This window comes from Bowmanella denitrificans (assembly GCF_002887595.1).
Classification (GTDB): domain Bacteria; phylum Pseudomonadota; class Gammaproteobacteria; order Enterobacterales; family Alteromonadaceae; genus Bowmanella; species Bowmanella denitrificans.
Genome location: NZ_PEBU01000004.1, coordinates 1 through 16,277, shown reverse-complemented (window position 1 = coordinate 16,277; position 16,277 = coordinate 1). Strand labels below are relative to the sequence as shown.

At 50.8% G+C, this 16,277-nt stretch carries 13 protein-coding genes; 8 read left to right on the top strand and 5 right to left on the bottom strand.

Annotated features, from left to right (window positions below; translation table 11 throughout):
- Nucleotides 1-149 precede the first annotated feature (149 nt).
- From CSR04_RS09245 to CSR04_RS09220, 6 genes are all read left to right on the top strand, one after another.
- Entirely contained in the window at nucleotides 150-2,075 is a 1,926-nt protein-coding gene (locus CSR04_RS09245; RefSeq protein ID WP_172449298.1) for a tetratricopeptide repeat protein, read from the top strand.
- Nucleotides 2,076-2,660: 585 nt separating this feature from the next.
- Complete coding sequence (locus CSR04_RS09240; protein ID WP_102796007.1) at nucleotides 2,661-3,218, top strand: hypothetical protein; 558 nt, start codon at nucleotides 2,661-2,663, stop codon at nucleotides 3,216-3,218.
- Nucleotides 3,219-3,233: 15 nt separating this feature from the next.
- Nucleotides 3,234-3,830, top strand: coding sequence for a hypothetical protein (locus CSR04_RS09235; RefSeq protein ID WP_102796006.1), 597 nt, complete (start codon nucleotides 3,234-3,236; stop codon nucleotides 3,828-3,830).
- Nucleotides 3,831-3,882: 52 nt separating this feature from the next.
- Nucleotides 3,883-5,154 (top strand): efflux RND transporter periplasmic adaptor subunit, encoded by a 1,272-nt coding sequence (locus CSR04_RS09230; protein WP_102796005.1) that lies wholly within the window; start codon nucleotides 3,883-3,885, stop codon nucleotides 5,152-5,154.
- Nucleotides 5,147-5,830: an ABC transporter ATP-binding protein gene (locus tag CSR04_RS09225; protein WP_216362541.1), complete on the top strand. Its 684-nt coding sequence runs from the start codon at nucleotides 5,147-5,149 to the stop codon at nucleotides 5,828-5,830. Before CSR04_RS09230 ends, CSR04_RS09225 begins: the two co-directional genes overlap by 8 nt.
- Nucleotides 5,817-8,162, top strand: a complete 2,346-nt coding sequence (locus tag CSR04_RS09220) for a hypothetical protein (protein WP_146027138.1) — start codon at nucleotides 5,817-5,819, stop codon at nucleotides 8,160-8,162. The genes CSR04_RS09225 and CSR04_RS09220 overlap by 14 nt, the downstream gene beginning before the upstream one ends.
- A 100-nt stretch (nucleotides 8,163-8,262) precedes the next feature.
- On the opposite strand, the gene CSR04_RS25120 is transcribed toward CSR04_RS09220, so the two are convergent.
- Nucleotides 8,263-8,418 carry a VOC family protein gene (locus CSR04_RS25120; RefSeq protein WP_216362540.1) on the bottom strand — a complete coding sequence of 52 codons (156 nt, stop codon included), beginning with the start codon at nucleotides 8,416-8,418 and terminating at the stop codon, nucleotides 8,263-8,265.
- 175 nt (nucleotides 8,419-8,593) lie between these two features.
- Entirely contained in the window at nucleotides 8,594-10,189 is a 1,596-nt protein-coding gene (locus CSR04_RS09210; protein WP_102796003.1) for an isocitrate lyase, read from the bottom strand.
- Between the two features lie 166 nt (nucleotides 10,190-10,355).
- Between CSR04_RS09210 and CSR04_RS09205 the strand changes: the two genes are divergently transcribed.
- Complete coding sequence (locus tag CSR04_RS09205) at nucleotides 10,356-11,294, top strand: LysR family transcriptional regulator (RefSeq protein WP_102796002.1); 939 nt, start codon at nucleotides 10,356-10,358, stop codon at nucleotides 11,292-11,294.
- On the opposite strand, the gene CSR04_RS09200 is transcribed toward CSR04_RS09205, so the two are convergent.
- A complete protein-coding gene (locus CSR04_RS09200; RefSeq protein WP_102796001.1) occupies nucleotides 11,286-12,044 on the bottom strand; it encodes a hypothetical protein in 759 nt (252 codons plus the stop codon). The genes CSR04_RS09205 and CSR04_RS09200 overlap by 9 nt on opposite strands.
- A 261-nt stretch (nucleotides 12,045-12,305) precedes the next feature.
- Here CSR04_RS09200 and CSR04_RS09195 point away from each other — a divergent pair, with 261 nt between their 5' ends.
- Entirely contained in the window at nucleotides 12,306-14,477 is a 2,172-nt protein-coding gene (locus tag CSR04_RS09195; protein WP_102796000.1) for a malate synthase G, read from the top strand.
- A 71-nt stretch (nucleotides 14,478-14,548) separates the two neighbouring features.
- On the opposite strand, the gene CSR04_RS09190 is transcribed toward CSR04_RS09195, so the two are convergent.
- Both CSR04_RS09190 and CSR04_RS09185 read right to left on the bottom strand, forming a co-directional pair.
- Complete coding sequence (locus tag CSR04_RS09190; RefSeq protein WP_102795999.1) at nucleotides 14,549-14,974, bottom strand: 3-phosphoshikimate 1-carboxyvinyltransferase; 426 nt, start codon at nucleotides 14,972-14,974, stop codon at nucleotides 14,549-14,551.
- Between the two features lie 13 nt (nucleotides 14,975-14,987).
- A complete protein-coding gene (locus CSR04_RS09185) occupies nucleotides 14,988-16,124 on the bottom strand; it encodes a beta-ketoacyl-ACP synthase III (protein WP_102795998.1) in 1,137 nt (378 codons plus the stop codon).
- Between the last annotated feature and the right edge of the window lie 153 nt (nucleotides 16,125-16,277).

The window sequence follows — 16,277 nt, the reverse complement described above, 5'->3', positions numbered from 1 at the left end:
GCTATGCTTAATAGGCAGTGTTCCTTTACCCATACGTTTTTATGCGTCTTTTGTATGCAATTGTTGTGCTTTGGCTATGTCTTCCTCAGGCCCATTGCGCGCCATTTAGCGAGGAAGAATTTGAGTCACTACGAGCTCAGATAAGGGCCGTGGCAGCAAACTCTCCGGCCCAGGCGGCAGACAAAACCGACGAGCTGCTTCAGCTTCATCAGATGCAACTCACCCAGGCACAAAAAATCCGTCTGCTCTATGGTAAAGCCTGGTTTCAGATTCAGGTGGACGATATTGATTTGGCCATGCAAACCCTGGCACAGTGCAAACATATGAGCCAGACGGTAGACAGTGACACCATTCTGTTCAGCTATTACAGCATCAGCGCGTCGGCTTTCAGTAATCTGGCCATGTACCAGCGCGCGTTGGAAAATTTTCTCGAAAGCTACCGTATCGCCCGGTTGATGGATACCGAGCAGTATGTGCGCCAGACCGAGAACAATATTGGCCACATTTATTTAAAAATGGGCCGCTATATTCAGGCGCAGGAATATTTCCAGCGTTTTTATGATGACGCCAAGGCCAGAGAGCTTCCTTCGCAAATGGCCACTGGGCTGAACAATCTGGGCGAAGCCTGGTACGGCCAACAGATGTATCAGGAAGCGCTCAGGGCCCATCAGCAGAGCCTGGCAATTCGCGAGCAGCATCAATTTACCTACCACTCCTCCTGGTCACACCATAATCTGGGACGTACCTACCTGGCCCTTGGTGACATACAACAAGCGCAGAGGCATTTAACCCTGGCTATTCAGATCCGGCAGCAGAGTAACCCGTCCGAAAGCATTGGCCCAATGTTGGATCTGGCCAGAATCAAAATCGACCAGTCTGACTGGCAATCCGCCGAGCCGCTACTCACCGAAGCCCTGAGTCTGGCCCAAAGCAGCCAGCGATTCCAGGAGCGCGCCGATGCCTATCAGTTGCTGATGCGCTATCACCAGGCCCAGGAAAACTGGCCGGCGGCGCTAAGCGCGTCAAATCAATATGCGCAGAGCAAGTTTGATCTGCTTAACCGCCAGGCCCAAATCGGTGTGGCATTCTATGCAGCACAACTGGACTTAGCCGCTAAAGACAATGATATTGCCAGGCTCACCCAGCAAAATGCCATTGCCAGTGCCAAAACAGAATCAGCCCGCCAGCAAATGCTGACCCTAATTGTGGCAGTCACCTTGGTGGGGGTGATTACCCTGCTGTTTATTGCCAGAATCAGAGCCAAAAATCAGCAGTTGAGTCAGGCCTTGCAGCACCTTAAAAGCACCCAGCGCAAACTGGCCGACGCGGAAAAGATGTCAGCCATGACCACCCTGGTTTCCGGTATGGCTCATCAACTGAACACCCCGCTTGGACTGGTAATTACGTCGGTGTCCACGCTGAAAGACCGGCTCAGTCAGACCAGAGAAAAACTGCATAACAAGCAACTGAGTGGCAACCAACTGAGTCGCTTCCTTGAAGAAGCAGATGAAATACTGGCGCTTACCAATCGCAATACCGAACGGGCCGCCGATATGATAGCCAGATTTAAACTTATCTCCACCAGCCTGGAATCGTCTGAAATGAAACACTTCGATGTGGTGGGTTTTCTTAATGACCGGCTGCAATTATTAAAGCGCACCCTGAATAAGGACGTGGATATTGTAATTCAGGGAGAACCCGTGGAGATTTACTCATATCCTGATGTACTGTTTAAAGCCATCTCACAGTTGCTGGAGAATTCCTGTGAACATGGCTTTAGCCAACAACAGGCTGCACAGGTCAGTATCCGTGTCGTTAAAAGTGGTAAAAATCTAACGCTGGTGTATCAGGACAACGGCTCGGGTATCAGTAAAGACAAGCAAAAACATATTTTCAACCCCTTCTACACCAGCCAGCTTGGCAAAGGCAATCTGGGCCTTGGCCTGAATATCCTGTATAACGCGGTGGTACATATTCTGGGGGGTGAAGTCTATCTTGAACCCACAGACAGCGGCGCTTGTTTTGTAATTGTCCTGCCGTTGAAAATTAATAACCATAGCATTAACAGTGACTAACAAGGCCTTTCGTTCCCCGCCCAGCCAATAATAGTTAACAAAAATAAAACAACTTATTGACCACTTTGTATCAAAGTGCTAGCGTAAATTTATTGGGACTTGTTTAGCATGGAACGCTATGTATTGCCTCTATTTCCATTTCCGCTCTGCTTATCCCCAACAAGACCTCGAAGGCTTGTATGGTGCATCATGCTTAATTCACTGTCCTAACGCGTTAAGTTTCTCTGGCCTGGCCGCCATAGAGCCACATTGTGGGTTTGCTGGCTAATTTGGAATTAACCGTCACCTGCAATAAACCCGCCTGAACCAGGCGTTTATTAACGTAAGACGGAAAGGAAAATGAAGAAATTCAAATATCTTTTAGCAACGTTGGCGTTAGCTTTGTCCAGCATGGCAGTATGGGCAGCTTGCGGTGATTCTGTATGCGGCAACAGAAACGGTGAATTTCAATGTGTGGCAGAAGGCCCAGGTGGGGATTTGCAAGATTGCACTGAAGCCAGACCATGCAATATTCGCTGTCCATAAACTAAATAACAGGGCGCTGTAGTGCGCCCTGACTAACCTTATTTAGCAGGAGTTAACATCGTGTTTCAGCGTATAATCCGGACTACTCTTTTATTATTATCTGGGCTTTTTGGTACTTGTGTTTTTGCTACAGCAAATCAGGAAGACCAGCATTGGCAGCAAATTATATTTACCCCTAAATTTTATGAGCTTGAGCGTTTTTTTCTGGATTCTGGCTGTGATCTAAAATACCCTGTAGGCTATCTTTATAATCTAACTGAAGGTAAATGGTTAAGCTATAAAGAGTCGATACAGCTCTATCCAGACTACAGCGTTCTGTTTTTCAATCAGGTGTGTGATGTTAAAGTAAGCCCTGAAAGATTAATCGCATTACTGGATATAGAACCTGAGCAAGATTCAGACTTGATCTTTATATTTTTTGATCGCGTGATGAGTCAACAGGACCCTACCAGTTGGGTAGATATTTTAGATGTTTCGGCTAAAACCAAGAATTTATACAGAAAAAAAGTAAAAATATCAGCTCAGCTACCACTACCTAAATTCAGAATCAATATGATTAAAAAAGGTGAAATTCCTTATGCTGAATTCAAGAAAGCACACGAAAAAAAGCACAGTTAAACCAGCAACCTTTGGATGATTAAAAAGATGAGAGAGATACTCAAAAAAACTGTCTTCTCGTTATTTGTTTCAAGTTTAATGAGTAAAGCATGCCTTGCGGTCGAAATACAGGAAGAACAGCATTGGCAGCAAATTGTCTTTACCCCTAAATTTTATGAACTGGAGCGATTTTTCCTGGATGCGGGCTGTGATCTCGTTTTTCCTGGAACCTATTTATACAACTTAAATGAAGGAAAGTGGTTAAGCTATAAAGAATCGGTTCAGCTCTATCCGGACTATAGTGAGATTTTCACCCAGCAGGTATGTAATATTGAAATAAGTCCTGAGAGATTAACAACTTTACTGAATATCGTACCCAGGCAAGATTCAGGCTTAATCTTTATATTTTTTGATAGCGTGATGAGTCAACAGGACCCTACCAGCTGGGTAGATATTTTGGATGTTTCGGCTAAGGCTAAGAATTTATACCGGAATAGTTTGCAACTATCAGCGCAGCTACCACTGCCTAAATTCAGAATAAATATGATCACTAAAGGTAGGATTTCTAATGCCGAATTTAAACAAAGACGAGAGATGGAAGCAAAACTGAATCAGCCGCCTGAGGGAAACTAACTGGCAATTCGCACCACAGTGTGTAGCCATACTGATGCATGCAGGATAAAAAATGCAGGAACCATTAACGATACCGGCTAACAACAGCCCCTGGAAAAGGGCGCTACTGTTAACCACAACAGCCGCTGGACTGGCCATTCTGATCTGGCTGGTGATGTTGCTGGGGCAGCAGCTATCCCCTGCCGCGCCGGCAGATCTGAAAGTTGCCCAGGCCGACTGGGGGCCAGTGCAGGCCAGGGTCAGCGGCTATGGGCGCTTAAGTGCAGTCAGTAACACCTCGGTCATTGCGCAAGTGGAGGGGGTGATTGCCGATCTGAAAGTGTATCCCGGCACCACAGTGAAAAAAGGTGACTTGCTGGTACAACTGCAAAGCCCCAGGCTGGTCAGGCAACTGGCGCAAGCCAGGCTGGACTGGTATCAGGCGCAGGCCGAATATCAGTCTGCCCTGGTGGACATTGAACGTCAGGGCATGGAGGTTAAAAAGCAGTTGGATGTGGCAGGTATTGATGTGGAAATGGCCCAACAGGAACTGGATATACTGACGCAATTAAAACAGAAGCAGATTGTTTCTGAACTGGAACATCAGCGCGCCACAGCCATTCTGGCCAAGGCAACGCTGCAACTGACTCAGGCCCGGCAAAGCTATACCTTCTGGCAGCAGGCATTATCGTCAAAACGCCAGGCCGCCGAGTATACCCTCAAAGCCGCCGAAGAGAAGCTGGATATCGCCCGCCAGGATATCGACAAACTAAATATCTACGCCACCAAAGACGGCATTCTGAACAGCCTGGGTGAACAGGTGGAACTGGGTAAAGTGGCCCGCGAAGGAGATGTGCTGGGAGTGATTCTGGACCCGGATATGCTGATGGCCGATGTATTTGTCAGTGCCGCCGATGCCTTACACCTTACCCTGGGCATGGCTGCCGAAGTCAGTATGCTATCAGGAGAGTTTTCCGCCAGCGTATATCGGATTTACCCTAAGGTGGAAAACAACCTGATGCAGGTCACCCTGGCGTTCGACGCACCTTTGCCCGCGGCCGCCAAAGACAATATGGAGCTGTCTGCCAGTATCCTGGTGGCGGATATTGCCCATAGCCTGCGGTTGCCCCTGCCGGCATACCCCATTAAAGCCAACAGTGAAAATCTCTTTTATGTACAACAAGGGCAGGACTATATTCGCCAACCCCTGGCAACCGGTCTGGTTGGCCAGCATTATGTGCAGGTTCTGCATGGGATCGAGGCACAACAAAAGGTGCTGATTCAGTATCCGCCAGCCTGGCAAAACAAACCGCGCATCACCCAAAAGGACATGAACATTGAATAATCTGATCCATCTGCGACAGGCCAGTAAAACCTTTGGTCAGGGCGCAACCACCCATAACGTACTTAAGGGTATCGATCTGAGTATAGATGCCGGTGAAGCCGTGGCCATTGTCGGGCCGTCCGGTGGCGGCAAGTCGACCTTGTTGTCTATTCTGGGCCTGCTGGACAAAACCAGCGGCGGGGAATACCAGCTCAAAGGCCAGAACGTTAACGCCCTGACCCGCCGCCAAACCAGCATTTTGCGTAATCGCCATATTGGCTGGGTGTTCCAGAATTTCAGCTTAATTGGCAGCCTCAGTGCGTTGGAAAATGTCGCCCTGCCCCTGCGTTACAATCCCAGCATTCCGCCTTCTGACTATGCAAGACTGAGTAAGCAAGTATTAGAGCAGGTTGGACTGGCGGACAAATTGCACCTGCGGCCCGATGCCTTGTCTGGGGGGCAGCAACAGCGGGTCGCAGTGGCACGCGCACTGGTAAACCAGCCAGCCCTGTTGCTAGCCGACGAACCCACCGGCAATCTGGACTCGCATGCGGGCGAAGCCGTGATGCAGTTGCTGCTGGAATGCCATCAACGGGGCACGACCCTGCTGATGGTTACCCATGACAATGGTTTGGCCAAGCGCTGTCAGCGGCAGATTTTTCTTAAAGACGGCAGAATTTTCGATGCAGCAGACTAACCGGATGTTTAACCTGACCCTTATGTGGAAACAATGGCAACAACACCTGGGTAAAGCCTTGTGGCTGACCTGCGGCTTTGCCCTGTGCTGCGCCTTATTCGCCCTGTGTATGCAGTTTGGCAGTATATTGTTTCAGCCCACCCCCGTCTGGGTTTCCCAGTCCCATCAGTATTTTACCTTAGCCCGGGTGCAGCAGGACGGACGTCTGGCCGGCATAAACCGCCAGGCCCTGCTGGCGGCCGAGCAGATGGACAACATTGCCCAGGCAGGCTATCTGTTTCCACGCCCAGCGCAACTTATGCTGCCAGATGGCACCGAGCATAAGTTTAATCTGGTGTATTTTTCCCCTGGGTTACCGGACTTACTTGGACTGCCTCTTAGCGGTGACCATGAAAAGGGTGTTTATATCAGCGAAGCGATGGCCAACCTGCATTTTGCCTCTGCCGAGGCCGCAATAGGTCAGCGGCTGTCACACCCCAGATTAGCCCATGGTCTGGTGATTCAGGGGATCTTGCCCGCGTCGGTTAACCAGCTTGGCCCCTGGCAAAACGATGTTTTTCTGTCGGGCGAATATATGCATATGCTTGCGCCCTTTACCAATGAACCCATGTTAAGTCGTTTTCTGCTGGCGGTGCCGGGCTATTACGGCATTCTGGTCGCAAACCCCAAAGCTCAGCTCAAGCTGAGTGCCGAGGCACTGACCGAACGCCTGTCGGCCATGGATCTGAGCGTGCAAGGCATGCGTATGGATACCGCCGGTTCAAAGCTGCTGGTATTGCCAGGAATACAGCTACAACCGGAAAAATTTACCCATCTTTATCGTTTGTGGCTGCTGGCAATAGTGCTGTTGCTGGGACTGGCCGTGCTGCTTGTCGCCAATACCACCGCACTGTTCAGCCACCAGGCGATGACAGAGATGGAGAACAACAGGATCAGGCTGGTACTGGGCGCGGATATGCTGCATCTTTTACGGCCGCAGTGGCTAATGGCCGCTATTATGCTGACGCTGATGGCATCAATTGCGTGGCTGCTGCTTAAACTGGGCCTGGCAGCCTTACACCAGCTACAGGAACTGGCGCAATATCTGCAGACCAGTGACCTGTCAACGTCATCCGGCTACTTCGTTATTGCCATACTGGTCATGGCCATTTTATTGGGATGCTGTATGCACATACCACTGTGGCAAATGCTCAAAACCACCTTGTTTAATCGCCAGATGACCAAAGCCGCTTCACGCGGTCAGCTAATGGTTGGGCAGGCCATGCTGTGCCTGCAGCTGTGTTTGGCCACGGGTATCGTCAGCATAGTGTTTGCCGTGGCACAAGATCGGTGGCGATTTGAACAACAGAGCAATTTACCGCCAGATTTAATTCAGCAAAGTGTGGCTCAGCGTCCGCGCAGCGTATTGATTCAGCCTTTGCTATCCGGGCAGTATCCCGGCCTTGCAAAAGGTGATTTAGCCCTGTCTGATCGTGCGTTTGACCAGCCAATTTCGCTGATGATTGAAGATCCCAGATTCAGCAAAGCAGTGGAAGTTGGGGTATTGCGGGTCAGCCCGTCTTATTTTGCGTTGTTGTCACTCTCGGGCGATCGACCACCACCAGACTGGCAACAAGGTGTGATAGTTAATCAGGCAGCGGCAGCGCTACTGCAAGATGCGGGTTTTGAGAAGATTAAGGGGAGCCGCTTAGATATCGGCTTTGAAGGCAAACAGAATATTATTGGTCAGGCTGCCAATGCCCCGCATACAGGCAGGTACAATGCGCCCATGCCGATGCTGTATTTACCCTTAAAAGGGGCGGATAACGAACGGCACACAGAATTGCATTTTTACTTTGCCTCCAGCCCGGCCGACTCTCTGGAACAAGCATTAGAAACCTGGCTACAAAGCGCTATGCCGGGTGCCAGAATTACGCACAAGCGCCCCATCACTGACGTGGTGGCGGCGCAGGACAGACTGGCCAATCAACTGCTCGGCGGCGCCGCATTGATCGCCTTGTTGTTGCTGGGTGTGGTGGTGCTTAATCTCTACTATCAGCTTAAAGCCAAATTCAGCCTGCAGCGGCTCGATTTTGGTATTCAGTTGGCGGTTGGCGCTCCCCTCTTTGTATTGTACTGGCAAAATGTAAGGGGAAATCTTATCAGCCTGCTGGTAGCGATAGGGCTGGCGGCACTGGCACTGAACTGGCTGTCTATCGACGGGCTGACCTTCAGCGTCATGCAGACTCTGGCCAGCGGATTGTTTTTAGGCATCGTCATATCCCTGGTAACATGGTTGCCGTTTATTCCCTTGCAACGCACCACGCTGGCTAGTTTGCTTAAACAGCACTAACAACTGGTAATTAATCGCAGTCGCTGCCACGACCATAGCATGTCGTGGCAGCTAAGGCGCGACTCCAACGGCCAGCTTAGGCCTTATGCTAGCCTTGCAGCTATTGCCAATATTGTCCGGGCCGGTAATTGCCGAAATACCACATATGCCCTTGCGGATCTTTTACCATATAGCCTCTGGCGCCATATTCCTCGTCCTGTAACGGCTGAATAATCTCGGCACCACAAAACGGCAGGTAAAGCCAAATGCCTGACAAAGCCAGTCAATGGCTGACTGTGCATTGTCATAGATAACACAGGGGTAGATATCCGAAACCGATGAATCGACGCGCACAATATCACTCCTTAACCAGATTAGCGGCGTCATTCAGGGTAGTCGGCCCAAAGCAAAAAGGCCACCCGTTGTGGGTGGCCGATCAAGCAACAGTTGTATCAACCGAATTGGTTCATAGTATTGTCTTTACCAGAGGCCTTGAGGGCCGCATCACCAGAGAAGTATTCTTTGTGATCGTCGCCCATGTCGGAACCGGCCATATTCTGGTGTTTGACACAAGCAATGCCTTCACGGATTTCCTTGCGCTGCACCCCCTCAACATAGGCCAGCATGCCTTCACCACCAAAGTAACCTTTCGCCAGATTGTCGGTAGACAAAGCCGCTGTATGGTAGGTCGGTAAGGTAATCAGGTGATGGAAAATCCCCGCTTCCCTTGCCGCATCAGCCTGGAAACTGCGAATGCGGGCATCGGCTTCCTGCGCCAGTTCAGTGCTGTCATACTCAGCACTCATCAGGCTGGCACGTTCATAGCCAGTTAAATCTTTACCCTGCGCCTGCCAGGTATCAAACACCTGCTGACGGAAGTTCAGCGTCCAGTTAAACGACGGACTGTTGTTATACACCAGCTTGGCATTCGGCACGGCTTCGCGGATGCGTTTTACCATGCCGGCAATCTGACCTATATGTGGCTTCTCTGTCTCGATCCACAACAAATCGGCGCCGTTTTGCAAACTGGTGATACAGTCGAGCACCACCCGATCTTCCCCCGAGCCTTTTTTAAACTGGAATAAACCGGACGCCAGGCGCTTGGGTTTTAGCAGCTTGCCATTGGCTTTGACTAATACATCGCCATTCTGGATATCGTCGGCGCTGTCAATATAGTCACCATCCAGGAAGCTGTTGTATTTGTCACCCAGATCGCCAGGTTCGTTGGTGACCGCAATTTGTTTGGTCAGACCGGCGCCCAGGGAGTCGGTACGGGCAACAATAATCCCCTCTTCCACTCCCAGCTCTAAGAAGGCATATCTGACCGCATTGATTTTGGCTAAAAAGTCGGCATGGGGCACGGTGACTTTACCGTCCTGGTGCCCACATTGTTTCTCGTCAGATACCTGATTCTCAATCTGAATGGCGCAGGCACCGGCCTCAATCATTTTCTTAGCCAGCAGATAGGTGGCTTCTTCGTTACCAAAGCCGGCATCAATATCGGCAATAATCGGCACCACATGGGTTTCAAAGTTATCTATCTGATTTTCCAGCGCGGCCGCTTTGGCAGTATCTGCCGCCGCTCTGGCGTCATCTAACTGGCGATACAAGCCCCCCAGCTCACGGGCATCAGCCTGACGTAAGAAAGTATAGAGTTCCTCAATCAGTGCCGGGACCGCGGTTTTTTCGTGCATAGACTGGTCCGGCAGCGGGCCGAATTCACTGCGTAGCGCAGCAATCATCCAGCCGGACAGATACAAATAGCGTTTATCCGTAGTGCCATGATGCTTCTTAATGGCAATCAGCTTTTGCTGGCCCACAAAGCCATGCCAGCAACCCAGTGACTGGGTATAAGCGCTGCTGTCAGCGTCATATTCAGCCATGTCCCGACGCATAACCGAGGCGGTATAACGGGCAATATCCAGGCCGGTTTTAAACGGGTTTTGCGCCTTCATGCGCGCCGCATACTCGGGGTTAATCGCTCCCCAGGTGTGGCGCTCTTTGAGCAGGTGCTTAAAGTGTTCAATATCCTGTAGGTAGGCTGACATAATAGTTCTCCGGTTTGTTTGCTGGTTTGGTAACACCATCCAGCGCTTCAACTTTGCTGTGTACAGATAGTTATGCTGCCTCTACGGGCGAATCTGCTGATGACAAGCATAGTCATCCGGGTTAGGATTCAACCAATTTATAAATCTCATACCGGTCATTAATCTTATGAATATAGCCAAGGTCGATCTGAATCTGTTGGTGTATTTTGATGTGCTGATGCGTGAATTAAGTGTGACCCGCGCTGCGGCCCAACTGTCCATTACTCAGCCCGCCATGAGCAACGGCCTGAAACGTTTACGCGACCTGTTTAACGACCCAATACTGGTGCGCACCAGTGATGGTATGACGCCCACCCAGCGGGCTTTGCAGTTGCAACCCGTGGTGCGCGATGCCATTTCCCGCCTGGAATCGGCCATTCAGCCACAAAGCGACTTTGATCCGCTGACCAGCGAACGCACCTTTCGCATTATGGCCAGCGATTATGCCGAATCCACCTTATTGCTGGAGGTGATTCGCCAGCTTAATCATCAGGCCCCCAACATCACCCTGGATGTGATTACCCCGTCTGACGTGACCTACCATGATGTGGAACATGGCAAAGTGGATATGGCCATTAACCGTTTTGAAGAGCTGCCTTTGTCATTCCATCAAAAAGTCATCTGGTATGACAGCTTCTCCTGTGTGGTGAATAAACAAAACCCGGTGGTCAAACACTTCACCCTGGAAAAATACCTTAAAGGTCAGCATATCTGGGTGAGTAAAACCGGCTTTGGCGTAGGAGTAGGTATTGATCCCAACGAAGTGCAAAAACTCGGGTGGGTCGACCTGGAACTGGCAAAACTGGGCAAAAAACGGCATATCCGCGTTTTTACCCGTCATTATCATGTGGCCTTGCAACTGGCCCGCGAGCAGAATCTGATTGCCACCCTGCCCAGTCGTGCTGCCAAAATTTATAAAGACGACAGCAATATGGTGATCCTGGAGCCGCCTTTTGATATCCCGCCCATCGCCCTGAAAATGGCCTGGAGCGCGCTGCTACAACATGACGCCGGGCATATCTGGCTGCGCCGTTTGATTATTGATATTGCTAAGGAATTATCCTGATTTTTGGATAAGGTAAAAGGAGACTTTTAGCGCATCCCCGGCTTTTGCCGGGGCGCTGCTGGAACTAAATGTCAATTGCAGCGGGAAGCGCTCAGCCACATCATGGGAATAGTCTTTGAGCAGCGAATTCAGGTAAAAATCCTTTTGTTGTGTGGTAAGCAACATACATTGCGCTGATGAGCAAATAACCGCATAGCTTTTGACTCCCCAGGTTACCGCCACCTGCGCAATATATTCGGAAATTTTTTGCTCCAAGGTCTTATTGCGGCCCCCCTCATTTTCAAGCAACTGATTAATTTGTTTAGCATTCGCAAAGCGATAGCTAGTCTGGGCAAATGCCCCGGCAAGAGGTTCCGGCAAGTGATGTCGCGCCGCTTCCATATTAATGTCACCCATTTCCGAGTCGCGATGCCGGTCATCCGTACTCTCCACCGTTAAGAAAAACGCTTGTTCGGTTTTCGCCTCACGAACAGATAAACCAGCGCTTGTTCCAATAGTGTCAGGCTGATTGTCATTTGCCCGATGCGAGTCTATCGCCTCAACATGCTGCTCAGCGCTGTCCTGCTGCCCTGCTATAACGAAGGGGTTATGTGCAGGGGGGTCAGTTTTAGAAGGGTTTGAGCCCTTCTCTAGCGTGGCATTATCCCCCACAAAAGCAGTCTCTGCGGGTGACTGAGGCCCTAGATACTCGTAGGCCAGCCAGCCAAGCAGTAATAATAATCCTATTCCCAGCCACAGATTCCCTTTCATAGCATCCTCAAGCGATTGTTTAAATCCTAAGCAACCTTATCACCGATGCACAATACCCTGTCAATCATGCTGCCCGGCACCTGAAAAGATCTTCATAGCATGCATACGCACAACACTATAAACAGGCTGAATACCGAAAATACAATCCATAAACTCTACAAACACAGCAGACCTGTCTAGACTGGCCTGACAGACTATAGTGAAGAAGCCAGTTTATGGCTCAGGGCCGGATGGCCATTTACCCTACAATAGGAGCCCAGCATGGCAGAGATGATCAACAAGGGCCGCCTGGCCATTTACCCCGGCCTGTACCAATTTATTCAGGAACAGGCATTGCCGGGCAGTGAAGTGGAGCCCGAGCAATTCTGGGTCGGCTTTGACTCCTTACTGGCCGATTTGATCCCGCAAAATCAGGCACTGCTGGCACGGCGCGATGTGCTGCAGGCGCAAATTGACGACTACCATAGTCGCCACCCCGCCCTTGATAGGACTGATTACAAACGCTTCTTAACCGATATTGGCTACCTGCAAGCCGTACCAGCAGACAGCCGGATCCGCACCAGCCAGGTGGATAAAGAAATCGCCAGCATGGCAGGGCCGCAGTTAGTGGTGCCCATTAACAACGCCCGTTATGCCTTAAATGCCGCCAATGCCCGCTGGGGCAGCCTGTATGATGCCGCCTATGGCACAGACGTGATTGATGAAACTGACGGCGCTGAAAAAGGCAAAGGTTATAACCCGGTACGCGGGCAAAAAGTCGTGGCCTGGGCCAAACACTGGCTGGATACCATTGCCCCCCTGGAGCAAGGCTCACATCAGGATGCTATTCGTTATCGCATTGAATCCCAGCAATTGGTTATTGAGCTAACAGACGGCCGCCAGACCAGACTGCAAGACCCAAGCACATTGGCAGGCTATCAGGGCAGCCAGGAAAGCCCTCAGGCGATATTACTTATACATCATGCCCTGCATGCAGAGTTACAGTTCGATGCAAATCATCCCGTAGGTAAAACCGACCCGGCTGGCCTTAAAGACATTCTGCTGGAATCGGCGCTTACCACCATTATGGACTGTGAAGACTCCGTGGCCGCCGTGGACGGTGAAGACAAAACCCTGGTTTACCAGAATTGGCTGGGCCTGATGCAGGGTACTTTAACCGCGGAACTGGAAAAAGGTGGTCAAACCCAGGTGCGCACCCTGAACCAGGATCGCCAGTATCTCTCTGCCCAGGGTCAGGCGTTCAGCCTGAAGGGGCGCAGCCTGATGTTAGTGCGCAATGTCGGCCATCTGATGACCAACCCTGCCATCTTATTTGATGGTCAGGAGATTCCCGAAGGTATTATGGATGCGGTGATCACCGCACTGATTGCCAAGCACGATCTGCTTGGCCTGGGTAAATTTAAAAACAGCCAAACCGGCAGCGTGTATATTGTAAAACCCAAAATGCACGGCCCGGACGAAGTCGCCTTCACCGATAAACTGTTCAGCCGGGTGGAATCCCTGCTTAACCTGCCGACATATAGCCTGAAAATGGGCATTATGGATGAAGAGCGACGCACCAGCGTGAATTTGCGTGCTTGTATTGCCGCCGCCCGTGACAGAGTGATATTTATCAATACCGGCTTTTTGGATAGAACCGGTGATGAAATCCATACCAGTATGCTGGCCGGGCCCTTTGCTCCCAAGGCAGAGCTGAAAACCCTGCCCTGGATCCTGGCGTACGAGCGGGCCAACGTGGCCGCAGGCCTGGCGTCGGGTCTGTCCGGCAAAGCGCAGATTGGTAAGGGCATGTGGCCGATTCCGGATCAAATGGCCAATATGATGCAAACCAAGTCAGGTCATCCTCAGGCCGGTGCCAATACCGCCTGGGTTCCCTCGCCCACCGCAGCAACCCTGCATGCCCTGCATTATCATCAGGTGGATGTGTTTGCTGTTCAGAATCAACTGGCGCAGGAGGCGTCTGACGGGCTGGACAGTATTCTGCAAATCCCGTTACTGGAATCCGGTCGCACGTTAAGCCAGGAGCTTATTCAACGGGAACTGGATAACAATGTACAAGGTATTCTGGGTTATGTGGTGCGCTGGGTTCACCAGGGAGTGGGCTGTTCAAAAGTACCGGATATCAATAACGTCGGCTTAATGGAAGACCGCGCCACCTTACGCATCTCCAGTCAGCATATTGCCAACTGGCTGAAACATGGTTTACTCAGCAAGGAGCAGGTGCAGGCATCGCTGGAAAAAATGGCGGTATTAGTAGATAAGCAAAATGCGGGCGATCCTGAGTATATCCCCATGGCGCCAAACCTGAATAACGCCATCGCCTTTCAGGCAGCCAGTGAACTTATTTTCGCCGGTATCGAACAGCCAAGCGGCTATACCGAGCCTGTGCTGCATAAAAAACGCCGCGAAATGAAGGCCCGTTTACAAGGCTAGGGGTTGGTTATCTTTCAACTATGCTGTAGGTTTTAAGCTTGACGGGTAACGTTTCGTCCCAACCCGAAACGTTACTCGAAGAGCTTTTTAAACTCGCTCCAAATCCCCAGCGAAAAACCGTCAAACAGATTAATGCCCAGCGCCGATTTAACCAGATACAGCACCAGCAAGCCCAGCAATACGCAGAACACAATAAACGCACTTAACAGTGCAGCAGATGCCAGGGCAGATAAGGCTTTCTCCCGCTCGGACAATTCCCGGCGGTTCTTACCCATCAACAACACCAGGTAATAACGCCAGCGGGTAAAAGGCACCGGCAAGGTGGTACGGATATCCAGGGCATGACGTCCCCAGTTACGCGCGCCCAGGGCCAGTTTCAGATGGTTAAGCTGCTCGTCGTTAAAGCTGTCTGCCACCGCCTTGGGCATACGGCCAAGCAGGTTTTGCATGGCCGGTTCCTGGCGGACATCGCCGCCGGTCTGTATTTTTTGCGTCATCCCTGAAACTCTTCTAACGCTTACGCACAACTAAACTGCCGATGGAATAGCCAGCACCGAAGGAGCAAAGCACACCAATATCACCGGCCTGCATATCCTGATGATGCAAATTAAAGGCAATCATTGAGCCTGCCGAGGCGGTATTGGCATAACGGTCGAGTACAATGGGCGCCTCATCGGCACTGGCATCCCGGCCTAACAGCTTTTTGGCAATTAACAGGTTCATATTGATATTGGCCTGATGCAGCCACCAGCGTCTTACCTGTGCTGCGCTTACACCATGCTGCGCCACATGGCTCTCAAGATGCGCTGCAGCCATTGGGCAGACTTCCTTAAACACGCTGCGACCATTTTGATGAAACAGCTTATCAATGGCGAAAGGATCTACATCCTGAGCACGGCTCATAAAACCAAAATTGGAACGGATATTATTAGAAAACTTAGTCACCGCTTTAGTGCTGAGTATTTCAAACTGGTGCTCACTGGTTGCCGTCTCTGCCTGTTCAACGACCTTGGCGGTAGCCACGTCACCGAAAATAAAATGGCTGTCGCGGTCGGTGTAATTAATTTGCGGGGAGACCAGTTCCGGGTTAATGACCAACACCGCCCTGGCCGTACCGGCTTTAACCATCTCATAGGCGCGGTGCAGCCCAAAGGTGGCCGCCGAACAGGCCACCAGCATATCAAAGCCAAAGCCTTCAATCCCCAGCGCGTCCTGCACTTCTATGGCAATCGCCGGATAGGCCCGCTGAGTATAAGCGCAGGATACGATTACCGCATCGATATCTGCGGCTTGCTTATTGGCCGCTTGTAATGCCGCTTTGGCGGCAGCGATAGCAATTTCGGCTTGCTGGGATACCTCATCGTCAGCACGCTCAGGAAAGCGGGGATACATACGCTGAATATCCAATACCCCTTCCCGGCTATAAATAAAACGACTTTTAATACCTGAGGCTTTTTCAATAAACTCGGCACTGGAATGAGGTTTGGCTTCCATGCTGCCAGCCTCAATAGCCTGTTGGTTTTGCTGATTATATTGATCGGCCCAGGCATTATAGGCACTGACCAATTCTTCATTACTGATGCTATAAGGGGGGGTCCAAAGACCGCTACCGCTGATTACCACGGTCTGAGAAGCTGTTTGCGACATGGAAAATTCCCACTGTGATTCAGCCCATAGGATACTGAAAAGGGGTTATGTTGTCATTCACTGGTCGGATTTGGCAGTTGGCTGTTGGCTGTTGGCTGTTGGCTGTTGGCTGTTGGCTGTTGGCTGTTGGCTGTTGGCTGTTGGCTGTTGGCT

Excerpts from the sequence above, each read along its gene's own strand:
- CSR04_RS09235 (WP_102796006.1), top strand. The coding sequence starts at position 3,234 with ATGATTAAAAAGATGAGAGAGATACTCAAAAAAACTGTCTTCTCGTTA.
- CSR04_RS09230 (WP_102796005.1), top strand. The coding sequence starts at position 3,883 with ATGCAGGAACCATTAACGATACCGGCTAACAACAGCCCCTGGAAAAGG.
- CSR04_RS09220 (WP_146027138.1), top strand. The coding sequence starts at position 5,817 with ATGCAGCAGACTAACCGGATGTTTAACCTGACCCTTATGTGGAAACAA.
- CSR04_RS09210 (WP_102796003.1), bottom strand. The coding sequence starts at position 10,189 with ATGTCAGCCTACCTACAGGATATTGAACACTTTAAGCACCTGCTCAAA.
- CSR04_RS09205 (WP_102796002.1), top strand. The coding sequence starts at position 10,356 with ATGAATATAGCCAAGGTCGATCTGAATCTGTTGGTGTATTTTGATGTG.
- CSR04_RS09200 (WP_102796001.1), bottom strand. The coding sequence starts at position 12,044 with ATGAAAGGGAATCTGTGGCTGGGAATAGGATTATTATTACTGCTTGGC.
- CSR04_RS09195 (WP_102796000.1), top strand. The coding sequence starts at position 12,306 with ATGGCAGAGATGATCAACAAGGGCCGCCTGGCCATTTACCCCGGCCTG.
- CSR04_RS09190 (WP_102795999.1), bottom strand. The coding sequence starts at position 14,974 with ATGACGCAAAAAATACAGACCGGCGGCGATGTCCGCCAGGAACCGGCC.
- CSR04_RS09185 (WP_102795998.1), bottom strand. The coding sequence starts at position 16,124 with ATGTCGCAAACAGCTTCTCAGACCGTGGTAATCAGCGGTAGCGGTCTT.